Source organism: Pseudomonas sp. WC2401, assembly GCF_041200115.1.
GTDB classification, from domain to species: domain Bacteria; phylum Pseudomonadota; class Gammaproteobacteria; order Pseudomonadales; family Pseudomonadaceae; genus Aquipseudomonas; species Aquipseudomonas fragi.
This window is the reverse complement of record NZ_CP165623.1, coordinates 214,015-231,651: the sequence shown is the minus strand read 5'-3', so window position 1 is coordinate 231,651 and position 17,637 is coordinate 214,015. Positions and strand designations below refer to the sequence as shown.

General features: G+C 61.6%; 13 protein-coding genes and 1 riboswitch. Of the genes, 7 read left to right on the top strand and 6 right to left on the bottom strand.

From position 1 onward, the window contains the following. Window positions 1-9: 9 nt before the first annotated feature. The 3 genes from AB3G35_RS00970 to AB3G35_RS00960 all read right to left on the bottom strand — a co-directional run bounded on the left by AB3G35_RS00970 (window position 10) and on the right by AB3G35_RS00960 (window position 2,514). Window positions 10-822 (bottom strand): aldo/keto reductase, encoded by an 813-nt coding sequence (locus AB3G35_RS00970; RefSeq protein ID WP_016783270.1) that lies wholly within the window; start codon window positions 820-822, stop codon window positions 10-12. Continuing rightward, complete coding sequence (locus tag AB3G35_RS00965) at window positions 819-1,994, bottom strand: FAD-binding oxidoreductase (RefSeq protein ID WP_106115452.1); 1,176 nt, start codon at window positions 1,992-1,994, stop codon at window positions 819-821. Before AB3G35_RS00965 ends, AB3G35_RS00970 begins: the two co-directional genes overlap by 4 nt. A gap of 187 nt (window positions 1,995-2,181) precedes the next feature. After that, the gene (locus AB3G35_RS00960; RefSeq protein ID WP_016783272.1) at window positions 2,182-2,514 is read right to left on the bottom strand and encodes a multidrug efflux SMR transporter; all 333 of its coding nucleotides are present in this window, start codon (window positions 2,512-2,514) and stop codon (window positions 2,182-2,184) included. A 145-nt stretch (window positions 2,515-2,659) separates the two neighbouring features. On the opposite strand from AB3G35_RS00960, the gene waaA reads away from it, so the two are divergent. Beyond that, a complete protein-coding gene (waaA, locus tag AB3G35_RS00955; protein WP_169910450.1) occupies window positions 2,660-3,937 on the top strand; it encodes a lipid IV(A) 3-deoxy-D-manno-octulosonic acid transferase in 1,278 nt (425 codons plus the stop codon). Here waaA and AB3G35_RS00950 read toward each other — a convergent pair. Both AB3G35_RS00950 and AB3G35_RS00945 read right to left on the bottom strand, forming a co-directional pair. Then, the gene (locus AB3G35_RS00950) at window positions 3,934-8,622 is read right to left on the bottom strand and encodes a dermonecrotic toxin domain-containing protein (RefSeq protein ID WP_369782234.1); all 4,689 of its coding nucleotides are present in this window, start codon (window positions 8,620-8,622) and stop codon (window positions 3,934-3,936) included. The two genes, waaA and AB3G35_RS00950, sit on opposite strands and share 4 nt — an antisense overlap. Window positions 8,623-8,780: 158 nt before the next feature. After that, complete coding sequence (locus AB3G35_RS00945) at window positions 8,781-10,217, bottom strand: TolC family outer membrane protein (protein WP_016783275.1); 1,437 nt, start codon at window positions 10,215-10,217, stop codon at window positions 8,781-8,783. 156 nt (window positions 10,218-10,373) lie between these two features. Further along, window positions 10,374-10,479: riboswitch (TPP riboswitch) on the top strand. Window positions 10,480-10,633: 154 nt separating this feature from the next. Here AB3G35_RS00945 and thiC point away from each other — a divergent pair. After that, the gene (gene thiC, locus AB3G35_RS00940) at window positions 10,634-12,523 is read left to right on the top strand and encodes a phosphomethylpyrimidine synthase ThiC (protein WP_095039629.1); all 1,890 of its coding nucleotides are present in this window, start codon (window positions 10,634-10,636) and stop codon (window positions 12,521-12,523) included. Between the two features lie 141 nt (window positions 12,524-12,664). Beyond that, entirely contained in the window at window positions 12,665-13,984 is a 1,320-nt protein-coding gene (gene cytX / locus AB3G35_RS00935) for a putative hydroxymethylpyrimidine transporter CytX (protein ID WP_369782233.1), read from the top strand. A 13-nt stretch (window positions 13,985-13,997) separates the two neighbouring features. Here the strand turns inward: cytX and AB3G35_RS00930 are convergent, their stop codons facing one another. Then, entirely contained in the window at window positions 13,998-14,792 is a 795-nt protein-coding gene (locus AB3G35_RS00930) for an RsiV family protein (RefSeq protein ID WP_369782232.1), read from the bottom strand. Window positions 14,793-15,015: 223 nt separating this feature from the next. Here AB3G35_RS00930 and AB3G35_RS00925 point away from each other — a divergent pair, with 223 nt between their 5' ends. The 4 genes from AB3G35_RS00925 to AB3G35_RS00910 all read left to right on the top strand — a co-directional run bounded on the left by AB3G35_RS00925 (window position 15,016) and on the right by AB3G35_RS00910 (window position 17,628). Beyond that, on the top strand, window positions 15,016-15,633 hold the full coding sequence (locus AB3G35_RS00925) for an NUDIX domain-containing protein (protein ID WP_029611704.1): 618 nt from the start codon (window positions 15,016-15,018) through the stop codon (window positions 15,631-15,633). Then, window positions 15,624-16,076, top strand: coding sequence for a DUF1249 domain-containing protein (locus AB3G35_RS00920; RefSeq protein WP_086799110.1), 453 nt, complete (start codon window positions 15,624-15,626; stop codon window positions 16,074-16,076). The genes AB3G35_RS00925 and AB3G35_RS00920 overlap by 10 nt, the downstream gene beginning before the upstream one ends. Window positions 16,077-16,108: 32 nt before the next feature. Beyond that, the gene (gene cpdA / locus AB3G35_RS00915; RefSeq protein WP_134050914.1) at window positions 16,109-16,924 is read left to right on the top strand and encodes a 3',5'-cyclic-AMP phosphodiesterase; all 816 of its coding nucleotides are present in this window, start codon (window positions 16,109-16,111) and stop codon (window positions 16,922-16,924) included. A gap of 95 nt (window positions 16,925-17,019) precedes the next feature. After that, on the top strand, window positions 17,020-17,628 hold the full coding sequence (locus AB3G35_RS00910) for a YqiA/YcfP family alpha/beta fold hydrolase (protein ID WP_169846128.1): 609 nt from the start codon (window positions 17,020-17,022) through the stop codon (window positions 17,626-17,628). Window positions 17,629-17,637: the final 9 nt, after the last annotated feature.

Below are 17,637 nucleotides of genomic sequence, written 5' to 3'. Positions count from 1 at the left end.
TCGGCGGCTTCAGGTTTTGCGCAGAACCTGCGCAACAGTCGCCACGTTATGGGCCAGGTGCAGCGGATTGATGGTGCCGACAATAGCACTGGCAACCCCGTGATGGCCAAACACCAGTTCGAAACTGGCACGCACCGGATCAACCCCGGGGCTCAGGCAAACATGGCCGCTGGCCAGGGCTTTTTTAACCAGAATGGCCTTGCCGTGGGCCGCGGCGTAATCGATCACGGGTAGCTCGGCCTGCTCATTGAGGTTATAGGTCACCATCGCGCAATCACCGGTTTCCAGGGCCTTGAGCCCACCTTCAACGGTTTTGCCCGACAGGCCGAAACCGCGAATCTTGCCCTCGCGCTTAAGCTCGGCCAGGGTTTCGTAGACTTCGCAGCCATTGAGAATGGCAAGGTCATTGCCGTCGGAGTGAACCAGTACCAGATCGATAAAATCCGTTTCCAGACGTTTCAGGCTGCGTTCCACCGAGCGCCGGGTATGTGCGGCGCTGAAATCGTGACTCGACTGGCCGTCGACAAACTCTTCGCCGACTTTGCTGACAATCACCCAGTCCTGGCGCTGACCACGCAATAGCGGGCCAAGGCGCTCTTCACTGCGGCCATAGGCGGGGGCGGTGTCGATCAGGTTGATGCCCAGGTCGCGACTGAGCTTGAGCAGCATGCGTGCTTCGTCATCATCGGGGATCTGAAAGCCGCTGGGGTATTTGACCCCTTGGTCGCGGCCCAGCTTGACGGTGCCTAGACCCAGTGGCGAAACCCGCAGGCCGGTGCTGCCCAGCGGGCGATGGAAGTCGTGCAGGGTTGGCTGGCTCATGGCAACAGTTGCTCCCAGGCGGTTTTGCCCAGAGGTGGACGGGGTAGCGGTGGCAGCGCGGGGGTATCACCTGGTTTGATACCGTCTTGTTCCAGCGCTTGCAGCACGCGGTCGGAGAAGTCCGGCGCCAGTGCCAGCTTGGTCGGCCAGCCGACCAGCAGGCGGCCTTGATCCGCAAGGAAGGCGTTGTCCGGGCGCACCAGCCCCGACTGCGCAGGCTCGGCACGGTTGACCCGCAACGTGGCCCATTGCGCCTGGCTCAGGTCGACCCACGGCAGCAGGTTGCCCAGCTCTTTTTTGGCCACGGCGATCTGCTCGGCAGGTTCGCGGGCCACACCATCGGCTTCGGCGATATCACCGCCCAGATACCACACCCACTCGCCATTGGCTGCGGGGTGCGTGGTGACGGTGATGCGTGGCTTGGGGCCACCGCCCAGGCAGTGGGCGTACAACGGCTTGAGGGTAGGCCCCTTGACCAGCACCATATGCAGCGGGCGCAGTTGCTGGGCCGGAACGCTGATGCCGACACTGGCCAGCAGGTCGGCATTGCCGGAACCGGCACTGAACACGATGCGCTGGGCGTGAATATCGAGACCGTCGACCCGCAGGCCGATCAGCTCGTCGTTCTCGAACAGCGGTTCAATGACTTGACCGGCCAGCAGGCCGTCGCCAGCGAGGTCGGCCAGGCGCTCGATCAGGCTCGGGACGTCGACCACCAGCTCCGCCAGGCGATAGACCTTGCCCTTGAAGCGCGGGTCTTGCAGGGCCGGGGGCAACTGGTCGCCCTTGACCTGGTCGACCCGGCCGCGCACGGCCTTGCTGGCAAAAAAGCTGGTGAGGTTGCCTGCCAGGGTGCCTGGCGACCACAGGTAGTGGGCTTCGGAGAGCAGGCGTACGCCGCGCAGATCCAGCTCGCCGTCACCGGCCAGGGCTTCGCGCCAGCGCCGTGGCATATCGGCAATGGCTTCGGACGCGCCGGTCAGGGCGCCGTGCAGCGCGTATTTGGCGCCGCCGTGAATGATGCCTTGGGATTTCACACTTTGCCCGCCACCCAGGCTTTCGCGCTCGACCACAACCGTGGAGAAGCCCTGGCGACGCAGGCGGGCATTGAGCCAGAGGCCGGCAACACCAGCGCCGACAATCAGCACGTCGGTGGAAATAACAGATGGCATGGGCGACCTCAGTGTTTAAAGACAAAGACCGCAAGTATACAGCCTGATCTTCAACCTGGCCTTGTAGAGGCCACTAACTTGGGTGTGCACTGTGGGAGCGGGCTTGCTCGCGATGCGGGCGACGCGGTTTACCTGATAGGCCGTGTTGATTTTATCGCGAGCAAGCCCGCTCCCACAGGTGGAAGGTTTAGTGCCCTGCAGTTTTGGAAAACAGCTGGATCACTACCACCCCCAGCACAATCAGGCCCATGCCGAGCATGGCTGGCACATCGAGCTTTTGCCCGTAGATAAACAGTGCCGCGATGCTCACCATCACGATACCCATGCCCGCCCATACAGCGTAAGCCACGCCCACGGGGATGGTGCGTACCACCAGGGTCAGCATCCAGAACGCCGTGGCGTAGCCGGCAATCACCAGGACCAGCGGCAGCGGTGTGCTGAAACCCTTGATCGCTTTCATGGAGACGGTGGCAATCACTTCGGCACAAATGGCAATGGCCAGGTAGTAGTAGGCGTTCATCGTGGAGTCCTGAGTTTGGTGCGGGGCAATTTAACAGCAAGGCATTCTAGTAGTTGTGAAAGTGTGTAGTGCGTTCTGGTTGCGACAGGGTAAGGCGGATTCGGTGCCATCATCGTGAATAGTTTTTCAAGTAAACTCCGCACCCATGAATAGAACTCTCTACACCTTGCTGTTTCATCTGGGGCTGCCGCTGGTGGCGATTCGCTTGTGGCTGCGGGCGCGCAAGGCGCCCGCTTATGCCCAGCGCATTGGTGAGCGTTTCGCCATAAATCTGCCTGCCATGCAACCGGGCGGGATCTGGGTGCACGCAGTTTCGGTGGGCGAGAGCATCGCTGCCGCGCCGATGATTCGAGCGCTGCTGGAGCGTTATCCACAGCTGCCAATCACCGTGACCTGCATGACGCCCACCGGGTCCGAGCGGATCCAGGCGCTGTTCGCGGGTGAGCCGCGTATCCAGCATTGTTACTTGCCCTACGATTTGCCGTGGGCGGCAGCGCGGTTTTTGAATCGTGTGCAACCCAAGCTCGCGGTGATCATGGAAACCGAGTTGTGGCCCAACCATATCCACCAGTGCGCCAAGCGTGGCATCCCGGTGGCGTTGGCCAATGCCCGGTTGTCGGCCCGCTCGGCCAAGGGCTATGGCCGCTTTGCCCGCCTGACCCGGCCCATGCTGGCAGAAATGAGTCTGATCGCAGTGCAGACCGAAACCGAGGCCGAGCGCTTTCGCCAGTTGGGTGCACGACCTGAATGCGTTGAAGTGACCGGCTCGATCAAGTTTGACCTGAGCATCAACCCGCAACTGCTGGTCGATGCCCGGGAGTTGCGTGAGCAGTGGCAGGCCCAGGCACGCCCAGTGTGGATTGCCGCCAGCACCCACGAGGGGGAAGACGAGATTGTGCTCGCCGCCCATCGCCGCTTACTCAACCAGTACCCCAATGCGTTACTGATACTGGTGCCGCGCCACCCGGAGCGGTTCAACGCGGTGTTCGAACTGTGCCGCCGTGAAGGTTTTGCCACCGTGCGCCGCTCCAGTGGCGAGGCGGTCAATGCCGCAACCCAGGTCATGCTGGGCGACACAATGGGCGAGCTGCTGTTTTTGTACGCACTGGCCGACACCGCTTTTGTCGGCGGCAGCCTGGTGCCCAACGGCGGGCATAACCTGCTGGAGCCAGCGGCGCTGGCCAAGCCGGTGTTGAGCGGGCCGCATCTGTTCAACTTTCTGGAAATCAGCGCGCTGCTGCGCGACGCCGGTGCGCTGGAAGAGGTGGATGACGCCCAGGGCCTGGCGCTGGCGGTACAGCGCCTGTTCGAGTTGCCGCAAGACGCCCGGCGCATGGGCCAGGCGGGCCTGAAAGTCATGCAGCTCAATCAGGGTGCCTTGCAGCGGTTGCTCGACGGGCTCGGGCGATTGTTGTCACGCTAGTTGGCCAGTGGCAGAAACCAGCGTTCTGCCAGAACCCTGCCGATCTGGCCGCGGTGCACGATGACCACAGCCTGGCCGCTTTTTGCATCGGCCAGTTGTGACCAGTAACTGAGCTTGCGTTGAGCCTTGGTCTTCAAGTGGGCAACGCTGTAATCCTGTTTCGGCGTCGTGGCCTCGGGGTAATGGAAGTGGGCATACCACAGTGGCCGGCCCTGACGGTCGTTGACGGCATACTCCTGGATAAAGTCGCGCCGCTCGCCCGCGAGCTGGATGCGGTTGCCCAGCCCGGCCATCTGCACCAGCTCCTGGTCAATCAGGTATTGCAGGTTGCCGTGGGTCGGCGGCAGTTCGAGGCTTAGCTGAATGCGCATTTCCCGGCCCTCCCTGAGCATCTGCTGTGCTGCGCTGCGCATGTTGTCGACCAGGGCCTGATCGTCCGGCAGGCGGGCGGCTTCAGCCTGGGCCTGAAGGGCTGTGTGCAGCTCGGTGGCCAGCCGGTCGAGCTTTTGCGCTTCGTGGGCGAGTAGCTCTTCGACTTCCTGGGGATGGCGCGACAGGTTCTTGTACTGACGGGCCTTGTGCAGGTGCTCTGCGAACATGGCGAACAACTTGCGCGCATCGCCCTTGATGATATTCAGGGCCCGCACCCGCAGGGGAGATGGCGGGCGCACGGTCTTGATTTCGACCCATTCGTCGCCGTGTTGCAAATAGGTCGAGAGCAGTTGCTCGTCATAGTCTGAACGCACTTCGATAACGTCCTTTTGCCATTCGCTGTCGGCGGGCCTCAGTTCGCCGATCAGCTTGCCCTTGCCGCGCACGTTGATGACTTTTTTCGGGCGGCTGCCCGCGCCTGATGGGGTGCGCTTGCGCGGCCTTTTCACCGTTGGTTGTGGCGTTGGCCGGATCTCGCTGGCCAGTTGCCTGGTTACATCCTGGTAGAGATCGGTGAGCAGCAGGCGCAGTTTGTTGAAGTACTCGGGCTCCAGCTCATCGGCATAGATCACCCCGATACCCTGCAATGCATCCAGGGCCTGGCCGTAGTTGTCCACAAGGCTGTCCAGGATCTCCAGGCGCTTGCTGGCGTCGAATTCCAGGGTGTTGAGCTGGTTGTGGGTGTGGGCATGTTCCTTGAGTGGGTCGATAGCGCTATCAAGGCTCTCTTCGATGATGGTGCCTGCCGATAGCCTGGAGCTGGCCAGCTTCAGGCAGTCGAGCTGGAAGCCCTTGAGGGTCAGGCCGGTATGGCCTGCGGCGGGCAGCATCTGGAGCAGCTCGGTGGCCGTGGCCGCCCCGGTTTCGCCGAGGTTGAACAGTTGCTCCAGGTAACCGTCCCTTTGCTCGATGCGCTCGATGGTGCTGTCGTTGAGTGCCACCTGCTCGCGGATCGACTGCATAAACCCTTGCGGGTCTTGTAGCGCGGCGGCTTCCAGCGCCGGGCCGGGGGTGGTGAATTGTGGCCATTTGGCGATCTGGCTTTTCTGTTCGCTGGCCGAGATGGACAGGGAGATGGTCCGGTTGTCGAAGGACTTCTCCAGCAAGGAGATCAGGATCGTTTCATGAAACGGGATTTTCAGCTCGGTACGCTCCCGGACTGTGGCCAGCAGTGCCTGATAGGCGCTGAGTTCGGCGTGCAGGGCGACGCTGAGGCGGTTGCGGAACGTGGCGATTTGCTGCTCGTTGAAGCGCGGGTCCTGCATCGCTCTTTTCAGCGCGGTGTGGTTGATTTCAACGGCCTTTTGCAGTGGCACTTCATGAGGGAAAAAATCCGTCATCTGCGTTTGCAGTTCGCGGATGCGCTGGGCCTTGTGCTGCTGCAGGGCAGCGATGCGTTTGGGCGGCATGCCACCGAGCAGGCGCAGGCGCAGATCCAGCGACCAGTTGCCGTGGCTGTCGGCCTTTAATGCCGGGCCGCGCTGGCCGGGATCAGTAGCCGACACGATCATCGCCACCCCCTCGGAGTCGATATCAACGGGGTACAGGTCCTGGCCGACCCGGGCATGCCAGGCCTGGCCAATGCGGTACAGGCCTTTGTGCGGGCCGTCGGGGTGGGGCGCGGGCAGTGGTTGCGGGGGCGCCACTTTAAAGCCTGCAAGCCGTTCGCGCTGCGTAGGGGTGAGGCGGTTGTGGGCGCTGGCGAAGCTGAAATCGAGCACCGTGCTGTCGGCCGCCGGCATTTCCCCGGGCAGTGCCACCAGCCCGGTGACCACTATGGGCGGTTCGGGTTCGGGCCATATTTCCCCGATGCGCACTGGGGCCCGGGGGCGCAAGGCCTGGGCCAGCAGGTCGGCGGGCAGGGGGCCAGGTCGCTGTGCCGCGGCCAGGGACTGGTGGAGCAGGAGCATGCCAAGGTTGAGCAGTACATCAGCCGCTGCCAGCTCGCGGGTGATGGCGTCGCTGCTGGTGAGCGCGGGGATGTCCTGGCTGGCCACGCTGGCCAGGCTCAGCAAACCACCGGTCAGCATCAGGGGCGGGGGCAAGCCGGGCAGCAGCAACAGGCTGTTGAAGATCAGGCCGGCCCCTTCCATCAGCACCCCCCAGCGGCTTTCGGCGTTGGATACCGAATCGCTGTCGGCCTGCGCCACCAATGCCCTGGCATTGCAACCAAACAGATACTCCATCAGCCGGCCGTTGTGCAGGTATTGCAGCAATTCGTCGCTGCTGCCATTGGTTGCCAGTTGCGCCGGGGTGGGCCGTTCGAGGGGGGCAAACTCGCTGCCCAGGCCAAAGCGCACGTAATGGGGCTCCCTGAAACCGCCGTTGTCGTAGATCGGCCGGGCGATATCGCTCAGCCAGGTCAGCACGCTGGTCTGCAGGGGGGAGGGCTCGGCGATGGCCTCCAGCAGGGCCGTGCGGGTGCTGAACTCCAGCAGCGAAGGGGTATAGAAAGGACGGTACAGCACATGCGGGCCTTGCCCGGTATTGGCCGGTTCGATGATAAACATGTTGCTCGCGATGTCCGGCGAGGCTTGCGGGTGGCGCATCAGGGCCAGATGGCGCATGACCACCGCCGTGCCTTCGACCTGCTGCTCATCGGTGCTGGTCTGCACCACGGCGGCCACATAGCGGGCACCGAGCGGCGTAAGGCCCTGTTCGTGTTTCAGGCTCAGTTCCAGCGCTTCGAGCGGTAACTGTACGCTGAGGTGGGCGGCGAACAGTTGTTCCCGGGGGCGGGCGTCTGCAGTGGCGCCCAGCAGCAGGTCTTCAAGGCGTTCGGGGTACATCTTGCCGATATTGACCGTTTCAATCAGCCCGCCGCGTTGGGTGATGTAGTCCGCAGTCAACCACGGGGGCAGTGCCAGGTCCCGGCGATGGCGCAGGCTGAGCGTGCCTTTGGGGCGCCCGAGCAGATTCTTCAGGGCCAGATCGGTCAGGCTCATGGTGGTGGTTTCGACAGCGCCGACGGTATCCGGCAAGCCGGTGGCCGTGAGGAAGGTCAGTTCAATGTCTTCGGGGTCAAAGTGGTCCTGGCGCTCGGCAATCGGGGTGGTCTGCTCAAAGTGGCCCTGGTCGCTGCGCATTTGCTGGTGCAGCACATCGGCGGCATAGGTGCGGATGTCGCTGATGCCGTACAGGTAGGTCTTGCCCTTGGCGACTTTTTTGGCCGAGGCCAGGGCCAGGCTGTATTGGCGGTAGAGGGCCTTGTCGGCGGCACTGGCGTTGCGCAGCCAGTGGGGCAAGTGCCTGTTGATGGTTTCAAGGTTGTACAGGCTGGCCTGCGGCCCACCGACCAGGAACTGCGCGGTGCTGGTGATGGAGTTGTAGACCTTTTGCAATGCCGGCCAGCCGATGCTGGCCGGCAGCTTGAGCGCACCGATGTGTTCCAGCTGGCGGTTGAGGATGGCCGCTGCGCAGGCGTCGAATACGTTGCCCTCAAGCTCGTAGTGGGTGATGCGGATTTCCCGGACGGTATAGGTTCGGCTGATCTGCCTGGTCCAGGCCCGGCTCAGGGAGTCGAGCGTCTTGTAAGTGAGGATGCTGCCGTCGGGTTTGCACAGCAGTACCTGCTCCCGGGTGGCCAGCACGATCCTTGAGCTCAGAGATGAGTGCAGCGTGTGCGGGCCGAGTAATGATGCCTTGAGCCAGTAGGCGCGCACGGCAGTGTCGCCGTACAGGCGGATCCGCTGCGCAGAGTCCGGGGTCGTGATCACCTGATTGATGGCGAGCAATGCGTTCGGGTGCAGGTCGGTCTGCTGGAGGGCGCCAATTCGCAGGGTGTCCTTGAGCACATCGCTGAGCCATTGCCAGCGGCTGGCGCCGGTGTCGGCGTTGCCCGCCCAGAATTCGTTGAGTGCACCTTGCAGGCCGATGGGCAGGCGCCAGGAGAGTTCCTTGGCCAGGGCCTCGACAATCGCCATGTCCAGCTCGCCCTCTGCGGGGCCGAGCCAGTCAGGCGGGTTATCGGTCAGGTAGCAGGGTTGTGTATTGACCGGGCGCAAGTCCAGCCCGGCGCCTCTGCCCAGGTAATCCAGAACCCGTGGCATGAAGGGCTCCAGCGCCCAGCCGCCTTCGGGCCTGGGGACAGCCAGGCGGGTGCGCTGCAGATCGATGCGCAGTGACGGGTAGTGTTGCACCAGCGCTGCGGTGAGCATTTGCCGGGCGACCGTATCAAGCACGGGGCCATTGGCAAACTGGGCTCGCACGGCATTTTCGGGTGGGTTCAGGGCGGTTGCGGGGGCTGTAGGCATAAGCGTTCCTGTAGAGACTGGCAGAGGGTCATACGACTGATGCCGTATTAACGTCTGTAGCTCTCAGGGAACGGTGGTATCCGGGTATATCAGTCAAGCCAATCGCTGTGGGAGCGGCGGCGCTTTATTCGCGAGCAGGCTCGCTCCCACAGGAGGCGTCAGTTGCCCGGCGAGCGCAAATTGGCTTCGGCAGCCTTGGCCAGGTCCGGCGGCAGGAAGTCCTTGTCCGGGTTGTAGTCGGCCTTGAGGTAGTGCGACAGGGCTTCCAGGTCCCCGGGGTTCAGGGTGCCCGCCGCCTGCTTGAGGCGCAGGTTGTCGAGGATGTAGTCATAGCGGCTGTTGTTGTAGTCGCGCACCGAGTTATACAGCTGGCGCTGGGCGTCGAGCACGTCGACGATATTGCGGGTACCCACCTGGTAGCCGATTTCCGTGGCTTCCAGCGCGCTCTGGTTGGAGATGATCGACTGTTTGCGTGCCGATACCTGTTCAACGTCGGTGTTCACGGCACGGTGCAGGTTGCGGGTGTTTTCCACCACCTGGCGGCGCAGGGCCTCGCGCTGTTGCTCGGTCTGGTCCAGGCGCGAGTAGGATTCACGCACTTGCGAGCTGGTCAGGCCACCGCTGTAGATCGGGATATTCAACTGCACGCCAATGCTGCGCTGCGATACGTCGCCGCCATAACGCTGGTTGAGGGCGTTGGGGTTGCTCAGGCCGAAGGCGTCGTTGTCGCCGGTCTTGTACTGCGCCACGGCATCGAGGGTTGGCGCGTGGCCAGCCTTGCGCTGCTTGAGGGTTTCTTCGGCGGCGCTGACCGCGTAGTTGCTGGCCAGCAGGTTGAGGTTCTGCTGGGCGGCGGTATCGACCCATGACTTGGCGTCATTGGGCATCGGCGGCAGGATCGGCAGGGTGTGGCGCATACCTTCAATCGCGTTGTACTGACGGTTGGTCAGGGTCACCAGCGATTCAAATGCATCTTCGACCTGACGCTGCGCCAGCATCCGGTTGGCCCGCGCGGTGTCGTAGCTGGCTTGGGATTGCAGCACGTCGGTCTTGTCCGACAGGCCTACGTCAAAGCGCTCGCGGGACTGGTCCAGCTGGCGCTTGAACGCGGCTTCTTCGGCTTTGGTCGCCGCCAGGGTGTCCTGGGCACGCAGTACCGAGAAGTAGGCATTGGCGCTTTGCAGAATCAGATTTTGCTCGGTGGCCGAGAGTTGCAGCGCAGCCTGCTCGTTGATCGACTCGGCGGCTTTAAGCTGGAACCAGCGGTCGATGCGGAAAATCGGCTGTGCCAGCGTGGCCTGGTACACCATCGCGCTGCGGGTGGTGGTCAGCGACGGCTGGTCGATGGCGGTACGCACATTGCTCGACTCGGCGCCGCCGGACAGGTTGGGCAGCAAACCGGCACGGGCCTGGGGTACCACTTCCTTTTGCGCTTCGTAACCGGCGCGGGCTGCGGCCAGGTCGGCGTTGTTGTCGACCGCTTCGTGGTAAACGCTGACCAGACCGTTTTGGCTGGACAATGGAGCGGGGGTGTCCAGCGCCATTGCGCTGGTCGCCCAAGACACGGCAATAGCCAGTGATAGTTTGCGCAGCATGAGCGATCCCTAGTTCAAGAATGCGAAAAATGAAAGCCCGAGTCCGACTCGCGGTTTCAGGAAGTAGCGAGTGTAGTAGTTTTGGGCGCGATAGAGCATCTGCAAGTTGCGGCTTGGCACTTGTAGCTAAAAATTTGCCGCTGTCCTAGACTGTGCCCGTTCTTGTCGGGGTGCCTTGCTATGAGGCTGAGATCGAATAATTTCGGATCCCGTTGAACCTGATCAGGTTAACGCCTGCGTAGGGAACAAGATTTCTCGTCTCCCGGCGAGTCCTCTTGAGTGCCGTCCGGGATCGATTGGTTAAAAAACAACCAGTCGTTCGAGGTCGTCACTCAGCACCCAGTCCTTGGGTGCATCCGTACATTTTTCAGGTTCTCCCTCCGACAATCCGCCTGGATGCAGTCTGGAGAGCCGTGATGAGTACAAAACCAAAAAACGCGATCAATCTCAGTGATTCGGCCAAGGTCGATGAGCAGTCGGTCAAGCCGTTTACCCGCTCGCAAAAAGTCTATGTACAGGGTTCGCGCCCGGACATTCTGGTGCCGATGCGTGAAGTCAGCCTGGATGTCACACCTACCGATTTTGGCGGCGAAGTGAACGCCCCGGTATTGATCTACGACACCTCCGGCCCGTATACCGACCCGTCCGTGCAGATTGACGTGCGCAAAGGCCTGGGCGATGTGCGTTCGGCCTGGATCGACGACCGTGATGATACTGAGCGCCTGCCAGGCCTGAGCTCCAATTTCGGGCAAATGCGCCTCGAAGACGCTGAACTGACCAAACTGCGCTTCGCCCACGTCAAAAACCCGCGTCGGGCCAAGGCCGGCGCCAACGTTACCCAGATGCACTATGCACGTCAGGGCATCATCACCGCCGAGATGGAATACGTCGCCATCCGCGAAAACATGAAGCTGCAGGAAGCCCGCGCCGCCGGCCTGCTGGACCAGCAGCACCCGGGTCACAGCTTCGGCGCCAGCATCCCGAAAGAAATCACCGCCGAGTTCGTGCGCGAAGAAATCGCCCGTGGCCGCGCCATTATCCCGGCCAACATTAACCACGTTGAGCTGGAGCCGATGATCATCGGCCGTAACTTCCTGGTGAAGATCAACGGCAATATCGGCAACAGTGCGCTGGGTTCTTCGATCGAAGAAGAAGTGGCCAAGCTGACCTGGGGCATCCGCTGGGGTTCGGACACGGTCATGGACCTGTCCACCGGCAAGCACATCCACGAAACCCGCGAGTGGATCATCCGCAACTCGCCGGTGCCGATTGGTACCGTGCCGATTTACCAGGCGCTGGAGAAGGTCAACGGTGTGGCCGAAGACCTGACCTGGGAGCTGTTCCGCGACACCCTGATCGAACAGGCCGAGCAGGGCGTGGACTACTTCACCATCCACGCCGGCGTGTTGCTGCGCTATGTACCGCTGACCGCCAAGCGGGTGACCGGCATTGTGTCGCGCGGTGGTTCGATCATGGCCAAGTGGTGCCTGGCGCACCACAAAGAGAACTTCCTCTACACCCATTTCGACGAAATCTGCGAAATCATGAAGGCCTACGACGTCAGCTTCTCGCTGGGCGATGGCTTGCGTCCGGGGTCGATTGCCGACGCCAACGACGCCGCGCAGTTCGGCGAGCTGGAAACCCTCGGCGAGCTGACCAAGATCGCCTGGAAGCACGATGTGCAGTGCATGATCGAAGGCCCGGGCCATGTGCCGATGCAGTTGATCAAGGAGAACATGGACAAGCAGCTGGAATGCTGCGACGAGGCGCCGTTCTACACCCTCGGCCCGCTGACCACCGATATTGCGCCGGGTTACGACCACATCACCTCGGGCATTGGTGCCGCGATGATCGGCTGGTTTGGCTGCGCCATGCTTTGTTATGTCACGCCCAAGGAACACCTGGGCCTGCCGAACAAGGATGACGTGAAGACCGGGATCATTACCTACAAGATCGCAGCCCATGCTGCGGACCTGGCCAAGGGCCACCCTGGTGCACAGATTCGTGACAATGCATTGAGCAAGGCGCGTTTTGAATTCCGCTGGGAAGACCAGTTCAACCTGGGCCTGGACCCTGATACCGCACGTTCGTACCACGACGAAACCCTGCCCAAGGATTCGGCCAAGGTCGCGCATTTCTGCTCCATGTGCGGGCCGAAATTCTGCTCGATGAAAATCACCCAGGAAGTGCGCATCTACGCCGCCAACCAGCGCATTGATGCCATTGATGTGGATGTAGCCAAGGGCCTTGCTGAGCAGGCCGAGCGCTTCAAGCAGGAAGGCAGCCAGTTGTATAAAAAAGTGTGATGTAAGCAGTCCCCTTGTGGGAGCGGGCTTGCTCGCGATGCAATCAACTCGGTATGTCTGAGTCACCGAGGTGCTGCAATCGCGAGCAAGCCCGCTCCCACAGGGTTTTTTAGGCGGTTTTCTCTTTGTGGGATTCATTCCTTGAACACACCCGGCACCTATTCCCCCGACCTTGCTGTCCCTCTGGACCGGCGTGCATTCGGCGGTCGCGATCTGTTTTCCCTGTGGTTCTCCCTCGGCATTGGCCTGATGGTGTTGCAGACCGGTGCGTTGCTTGCGCCGGGGCTGGGGCTGTCGGGTGCTTTGCTGGCAATTTTTTTCGGCACGCTGGTGGGCGTGTCGCTACTGGCTTCGGTCGGCGTGATTGGCAGCGACACTGGCCTGTCGTCGATGGCTGCGCTCAAGCTCAGCCTGGGCAGTCGCGGTGCCATGCTCCCGGCCATGCTCAACGTGCTGCAACTGATCGGCTGGGGCTCGTTTGAAATCATCGTGATGCGCGATGCTGCCAGCCTGCTGGGCGCCCGGGCATTTGGCGAAGGCAGCGCGCTGAGCAACCCGCTGTTGCTGACGCTGCTGTTTGGCGCCCTGGCCACCTTGCTCGCGGTCAGCGGGCCATTGACCTTTGTGCGCAAGATCTTGCGCACGTGGGGTATCTGGCTGCTGCTGGGGGCCTGCCTCTGGCTGACCTGGAACTTGTTTGCCAAGGCTGATCTGCCAGCGCTGTGGGCGCAAAAAGGCGATGGCTCGCTGCCGTTTGCCGTCGGTTTTGACATTGCCATCGCCATGCCGCTGTCCTGGTTGCCGCTGATCGCGGATTACTCGCGCTTCGGCAAGCGGGTCAAAAGCGTATTTGGCGGCACGGCTGTGGGCTTCTTTATTGGTAACTTCTGGCTGATGAGCCTGGGCGTGGCCTACACCCTGGCATTCGCTCCGAGTGGTGAAGTCAATGCGCTGCTGTTGGCGCTGGCGGGTGCGGGGCTGGGGATTCCGTTGCTGCTGATTCTGCTCGATGAGTCGGAAAACGCCTTTGCCGATATTCACTCGGCGGCGGTGTCTGGCGGGATTTTGTTGCGTTTGAAGGTCGAGCACCTGGCCTTGGCCATTGGCGTGGTCTGCACCTTGATCGCCTGCTTTGCGCCGCTGGCGCAATACCAGAACTTCCTGCTACTGATTGGCTCAGTGTTCGCGCCCTTGTTCGGCGTGGTGCTGGTGGATCACTTTATCCTGCGCAAGCGCAGTGCCCGGGTCACGCCGACGCTGCTGCGCTGGCCGAGTTTGCTGGCCTGGCTGGGTGGGGTGGTGACTTATCACCTGCTGGCGAACTTGCTGCCGGATGTGGGGGCGACTTTGCCAGCGTTGTTGCTGGCGGGCGGGTTGCAGTGGGTGTTAGGGCAAACGTTAATATCCCCTCACCCTGGCCCTCTCCCGGAGGGAGAGGGGACTGACCGCACGCGGGCTTGAATTCAGCATCAAATCAACTCCCTCTCCCTCCGGGAGAGGGTGGGGTGCGGACGGCTCTGGCTAAGCCTTTACCCGGAAACCACTCCGGCTTCAAAATCCCGTTCAGGCGTGAGTACGGGATCTTCAACTCAACATGCCCTTCAGAGTACGGCGCAATGCTGTACACGTCGTACTTGAGCACCACGTTGTCCTTGAGCAACGCCACATGCGGGGTTTTCTGGAATGGCCAGTTTTTCACGAACTCCGGATCGCTGCCGTAATGACTGCTGATCAGCCAGTTGTTGTGGGCCACTTTGGCGGCGCCCCAAAAAGCCTGCTCCTGACCCGGCAGCAACATGTCCTGCAAGGTCACGTCCTTTTGCTGTGAGCGCGAGTAGTTGATAAACCCGCGGCCCGGCATGCCATGGGCGCCACCTGTATCCAGATAGCTGGACAGCTCGACAATCACCAGACCGTCATGCTGCTCGCGTACCTTGGCCTGCAAATAAGTGCTGTTACGGCTGTCGGCCGTGCGCAGGAAGTGCTCGCGGTAGGCGTTGAGCGAGGGCGCCAGTTTGTCGTCAGGCGAGTTGACGGTCATTCGCAGCAGGCGATTTTCGATCATCGCATCGAGCTTGGGGGCGTCGGGGAAATGCAACGTGTCGATATTCACCAGCGGGCAATCCTGGCCGGTGCAGCCTGCCTTGACTTGCTCGGATGCGTCATTGGCAAACGCCAGCGGCTTTTGCACCGCAGGCTGGAACACGCTTTGGCACGCACCCAGGGTCAGGGCGATGCAAGTCATGGAAGCAAACTTTAAAAGCGACATGGTCGTCCTTCATCGTCGAAAGAGTAAGGGAATGATGGTGGTTCGACTGCCAGCATGGGCATCGGTTCGCCACTAAGCTTATGTAGAGCCAATTAGAGTTGTTTTGCAGGCGATCCGTCTATCCCCGCGTTATAAAAGAGGCTGCATCGCGAGTCTCAGGCGCGTTAGGATGCGCGATGCCGAGGGCCCGCCCACGGTGAAATTCGCCAGCAAGGGGTTTGCAATGACTGACATCACCAAGGCCACGCCACGCGCCGTTGAGATCGTAAAGCGTGAGAACGGCTATCAGGGTTTTTACAAACTTGATCGCGTGCACCTGCGTCACGAACTCTTTGCCGGTGGCATGAGCCGCGAGATCAGTCGTGAAGTGTTTGTGCGCCATGACGCCGTGTGTGTGCTGCCCTACGACCCGCAGCGTGATGAAGTGGTGCTGATCGAGCAGTTCCGCGTCGGCGCGCTGGGCAAGACCGAAACACCGTGGCTGATCGAACTGGTTGCCGGGCTGATCGACAAGGCTGAAGTGCCGGAAGAGGTCGCCCACCGTGAAGGTGAAGAAGAAGCCGGGCTGACGTTTTCGTCCCTGTGGCCCATCACCCGCTATTTTCCGTCACCCGGTGGCAGCACCGAGTTTGTCCATCTCTATCTGGGCCGTTGCAGCTCTGAAGGTGTGGGGGGCTTGCATGGTCTGGAGGAAGAGGCAGAAGATATTCGTGTAACGGTATGGGCGTACGAAGATGCGCTGCAAGCAGTACGTGATGGGCGTATTTCCAATGCAGCGAGCATTATTGCCCTGCAATGGTTGGCGCTTAATCGCGCTGAAGTGAGGGGGTTATGGTCGTAAATGGGGTTCGCGATCGTTATCGGGTCGATCTGATCGGGCTGCAGGCCGCTTGCGAGGCCAACTATGCGCGCCTGATGCGTTTGCTGCCCGAAATGCGCGAGCAACCTGGCCCGCGTCAGATTGCCGTGACCCAGGGCGACCAGATGCTGGGCGTGCTGACGCTGGAGGTGATCCTCGATTGCCCGTACACCAGCACCCTGCGTGTCAGCCAGCAGCACAGCCTGCCGTGGTTGCCGGTGCCGCAGTTGCAGGTGCAGGTGTACCACGATGCACGCATGGCCGAAGTGGTCGCGGCCGAGCATGCACGGCGTTTTCGCAGTATCTACCCGTACCCCAACCTGGCCATGCACCAGCCTGACGAAAAAGCCCAGCTCAATGTGTTTTTGGGTGAGTGGCTCAGCCATTGCCTGGCCTGTGGCCATGAATACGCAGAAGTGCGCTAGCCTTGAAGAAAAACCTCCCCGGGAGAGCCGCCTTGCCGAATGTATCCACGCTGACCACCGAAGATCCGGTGCTGCTGGTGCAGCTCTCTGACAGCCACCTGTTTGCCGATGCCGATGGCTCGCTGCTGGGCCTCAAGACCGCACAAAGCCTGCAACAGGTGATCGACCTGGTGCGTGCCGAGCAGCCGCAGATTGACGGCCTGCTGGCCACGGGCGATTTGACCCAGGACGGCAGTGTCGAGGCCTACCAGCGCTTTCGCACACTGACCGCGCCACTGGCGCCCTTTGGTCGCTGGATCCCCGGCAATCACGACCAGTTGGCGCCAATGCGCGAAGCGGCCGTGCAAAGCCGTCTGCTGGAGCCCGTGGTCGATATTGGCAACTGGCGCATCACGATGCTCAATTCGGCGGTGCCCCATTCCACCCCCGGTTACCTGGAGGACGACCAGTTGCAACTGCTGGCTCAGTCCTTGAGCGAAGCCCCAGATCGTCATCACCTGGTGTGCCTGCATCACCACCCCGTGTCGGTGGGCTGCCAGTGGCTGGAGCCAATCGGCCTGCGCAATGCCAAGGAGTTCTGGTCGGTCATGGACCGTTATCCACAGGCCCGTGCGGTGCTGTGGGGGCATGTCCATCAGCCGTTTGACCAGCAGCGCAACAATGTGCGGTTGCTGGCGTCGCCTTCAACTTGCATCCAGTTCGCTGTCGGCAGCCCGGACTTCAAGGTCAGTGGTGAGGCGCCGGGCTATCGCTGGTTGCGCCTGCAACCGGATGGCACCTTGCAAACCGGTGTGTCGCGCCTGGCGGATTTCACCTTCGAGCCGGATTACAGCGCCAACAATTACTGAAATATCTTGAAGCGAGTCATTGCCCCTGAGTCAGGCTAAACTGCGCGTCTTTCTTGATGCTGTGTTCAGCTTAACGGGTCTTCGGGGGTCATCGCATGTCGGGTTCCATCTTGTATATCCACGGTTTCAACAGCGCCCCCGAGTCGAAGAAGGCCTCGCAACTGATTACGGTGATGCAACGCATGGGCCTTGGCGAGCAACTGCGCGTGCCCGCCCTGCATCATCACCCGCGTCAGGCCATCGGCCAGTTGCAGGCCGCAATCCGTGAGCTGGGCAGCCCATTGCTGGTAGGCAGCTCGCTCGGCGGCTACTATGCGACATGGTTGGCCCGCCAACATGGGCTCAAGGCCTTGCTGGTCAACCCGGCCGTCAGCCCGCACCGGATGTTCGACGGTTATCTGGGTACGCAAACCAATCATTACAGCGGCGAAACCTGGGAATTGACCCACGATCACGTTCAGGCGCTGGCCGAACTCGAAGTGCCAGCCCCCCAGGACGCGCAGCGCTGTCAGGTGTGGTTGCAGACCGGCGATGAAACCCTGGACTACCGCTACGCTGAACAGTATTACGCGGCGTGTACGTTGCGTATCGAGGCCGGTGGTGATCACAGTTATCAGGGCTTTGCCCGGCAATTGCCCGATCTGCTGAACTTTGCAGGGATCGGCGCCGAACAGTTTAAAACCATCGACTTCGCGGCCCTTTAAGGCGCCCGT